General features: G+C 46.4%; 3 protein-coding genes and 1 pseudogene. 1 reads left to right on the forward strand and 3 read right to left on the reverse strand.

Going from position 1 to position 2884, the window contains the following annotated elements; genetic code table 11:
• Both eno and Q0X25_RS08260 read right to left on the reverse strand, forming a co-directional pair.
• A pseudogene (gene eno / locus Q0X25_RS08255) lies at positions 1 to 731 on the reverse strand (phosphopyruvate hydratase); the annotation flags it as partial.
• Positions 732 to 1031: 300 nt separating this feature from the next.
• Entirely contained in the window at positions 1032 to 1559 is a 528-nt protein-coding gene (locus tag Q0X25_RS08260) for a hypothetical protein (protein ID WP_298581153.1), read from the reverse strand.
• Positions 1560 to 1714: 155 nt separating this feature from the next.
• Here Q0X25_RS08260 and Q0X25_RS08265 point away from each other — a divergent pair, with 155 nt between their 5' ends.
• Positions 1715 to 2140: a Fur family transcriptional regulator gene (locus Q0X25_RS08265; protein WP_298581156.1), complete on the forward strand. Its 426-nt coding sequence runs from the start codon at positions 1715 to 1717 to the stop codon at positions 2138 to 2140.
• Between the two features lie 143 nt (positions 2141 to 2283).
• Here the strand turns inward: Q0X25_RS08265 and Q0X25_RS08270 are convergent, their stop codons facing one another.
• A complete protein-coding gene (locus tag Q0X25_RS08270; RefSeq protein ID WP_298581159.1) occupies positions 2284 to 2694 on the reverse strand; it encodes a flavodoxin domain-containing protein in 411 nt (136 codons plus the stop codon).
• Between the last annotated feature and the right edge of the window lie 190 nt (positions 2695 to 2884).

Consider the following 2884-nt stretch of genomic DNA (forward strand, 5'->3'; position numbering starts at 1 on the left):
GTCGCGGGGTCCATAGCAAACATAAAGTCACGGCCTGGCTCAAAACCAGCCTCTTTGACCGCACGCATGAGGTATTCAAAGGGTTCAGCATTAGTCTTGAGGTTAGGAGCAAAGCCACCCTCATCGCCAACACCGGTATTAAGGCCAGCCTCTTTGAGAACATTCTTGAGGGTGTGATAGACCTCAGCACACCAACGCAGAGCCTCCTTAAAGGTCGGAGCACCTACGGGCATAATCATGAATTCCTGGAAGTCAACGTTGTTATCGGCATGTACGCCGCCATTAAGAACATTCATCATCGGAGTTGGCAGAGTATGCGCACCAGCACCGCCTAAATACTCATGCAGAGGCAGACCAGCAGAGATAGCAGCGGCACGAGCAACAGCAAGTGAGCAGCCCAAAATAGCATTTGCACCAAGCTTTCCTTTGTTAGGTGTGCCATCAGCAGCAATCAAAGCATGATCAACAGCGCGCTGATTGTGGGCATCCATGCCCACAATGACTTGGCACTCATCGTTAACATGGGCCACCGCCTGCGAAACACCTTTACCAAGGTAATGGTTTTTATCACCATCGCGCAACTCTACAGCCTCAAACTCACCAGTAGACGCGCCAGACGGAACGATAGCGCGAGCAAAGCTGCCATCCTCAAGAGTTACCTCAACTTCAACCGTGGGATTACCACGGGAATCCAAAACTTCGCGACCATATACTTTTGCGATTTTGCTCATACAATCCCCTTTCACGCAGTGGAATATTTCCTACTTATCAAGTAGGTTATCCATTAGTTAGCTATATCATACATTTAAACTGCAAAATCCATGATAAAAGTCAGATTAAGGAAACTTTTCATTTTTGAATCAATAACGACCTCGCGTGAAATCAGCACAAGGTATATCAACGAGCCGTAGTAAAACGGCATCAAAACACGCAGATTAGTCAACTTGGCGCAAGATACTAAAGCAGAATGCTACATACTCAATTTGAGAGCTAAACTCTCAAGACACTTTGACGCTGCTTTTAGTTGTAAGTTATTTCGCCTCAGACTCGCGCGAAACGCCCGAGGCTTTTAGTATGTCAAAAAGCTCTTCCCGCTCGCTATCAACCAGCAGTCGTTGGTCAAGTAGCACTATGCCACCGTCAAAACGCCGAATATATACATAGGAGTGATAGATTCCCCAAACCTCAAATGCTTCCCAGTTGTTTTGAGCCTTACCCACCTGAGAAGTAGAAGTGATACCTTGTGAATCAAGTTCATAGTGACGTTTGTTTGACACAAAACGTTCGTCCATCGAACGCTGCATTTTCTTAAAACTCCTGCCGTATACCCACTTGTAACCTATTGCGGCATACCAAGCAAAAAATATGGTTGCAGCTGCCATTAATACTCGAAACCAAAATCCGTAGTCTAACAGTACAAAAACAAATGATGCTACTGCGGCTACTGCAACAAAAATACGAACCTTAGATATGCGACTTTTGTATAGTGGAAAACGCAAGGACAACTCAAGCAGTACATCTTTTTCTTCTTGGCCAATTGTCATATCAATACTAAACATAAGATTCCCCCGTTTTGGCATATACAAATTATGCAAAGAGTTGCTTGTTGTAGTTTAGCCAATCTTGCATCGTGCTACGATATGCAATCGTTCTCAAATCCAGTGGTTTAACCGCAAAAATTCGTCGTGGGCTAGCTAGAAAGTTGAAAGCAAATATGACAAGACAGCGTTACAAAACCAAACAACGTGAAGCAATTCTTTCTGCACTCCGAAAGAATGCTGGCAATCATATCACTGCCCAGACTCTTGCCCAAGCTGTTGCTGAGGACGGCTATGCGAGCAGTATCGCAACGGTATATCGCACACTTATGCAGCTTGAGAGTGAGGGAAAGGTACATAAAATGCCTGATGCTCGTGGTCATGCTGCCTGCTATGAATACGTGGGTGATCAGGGCAATCACGACGAGCCAGCCTGTTTTCACTGTCTTTGTCGCGAATGTGGCAAGCTCATTCACCTGCACTGTGATGAGTTATCTGGAATTCGCGAACACATCGAAAAAGAGCACGGATTTAGGATTGATCCGTGGCAGACCGTATTTTATGGCACCTGCGAGGAATGCCTGGCCAAGCACAAGGATTAGGCAAAACCGCACACCAAACAATATGCCTACGCTCAGTACTGCAACCATGACAGAAACTTTTACCAAAATGGCAGGGGTGACATAAGCACCCCTGCCATTTTGATCGGTAGGATATGTTTTCTTATCTCAGCGTTAAACAGCACTTAGGCAGAAAGCTTTGCACCCAGATTCTTCAAAGCCTCAATTGCATCATCATCGGGTTCGAGGTTGGCAATAACCGTATCAATCACCTGGACACCAGCCTCCTCGGCATGGGACTTCCAAGTCTCCATCCATTCGCCAGTACCCCAGTCATAAGATCCAAACAGACCAACGGGCTTGTCACCAAACTCAGGACAGCACTCATCCCAAACAGGCTCAAATTCGTCAGTATCAAGCTCCTCCGCGCCCATCGCAGGACAACCAAAAGCAAAGGCGTCATAGTCTGCAACTCTATCAGCACTAAAGTCGGCTACCGCGATAACATCTGCATCGGTTGCACCATCAGCTACGGCCTGGGCCATAGCTTCGGTATTGCCAGTCATTGTCCAGTACACAACTGCCAGTTTGCTCATTTGTTTCTCCAATCAAAAGACTCTCGATATGTACCATCGCATATGCGAGTTGATACCAAATAACCTGTTCGATGCGGTCATTACAAGACAGACTGTGGAATGTGCATAGCACTTGGCTGAGCAAGCAATTCTGCAAAGGACTCACCTGCAGCAAAGCGCTCACGACAATGACGTTCGCAGGCGGCAATAC

The sequence above is a fragment of the uncultured Olegusella sp. genome (genome assembly GCF_947253395.1).
GTDB lineage: Bacteria > Actinomycetota > Coriobacteriia > Coriobacteriales > Atopobiaceae > Olegusella.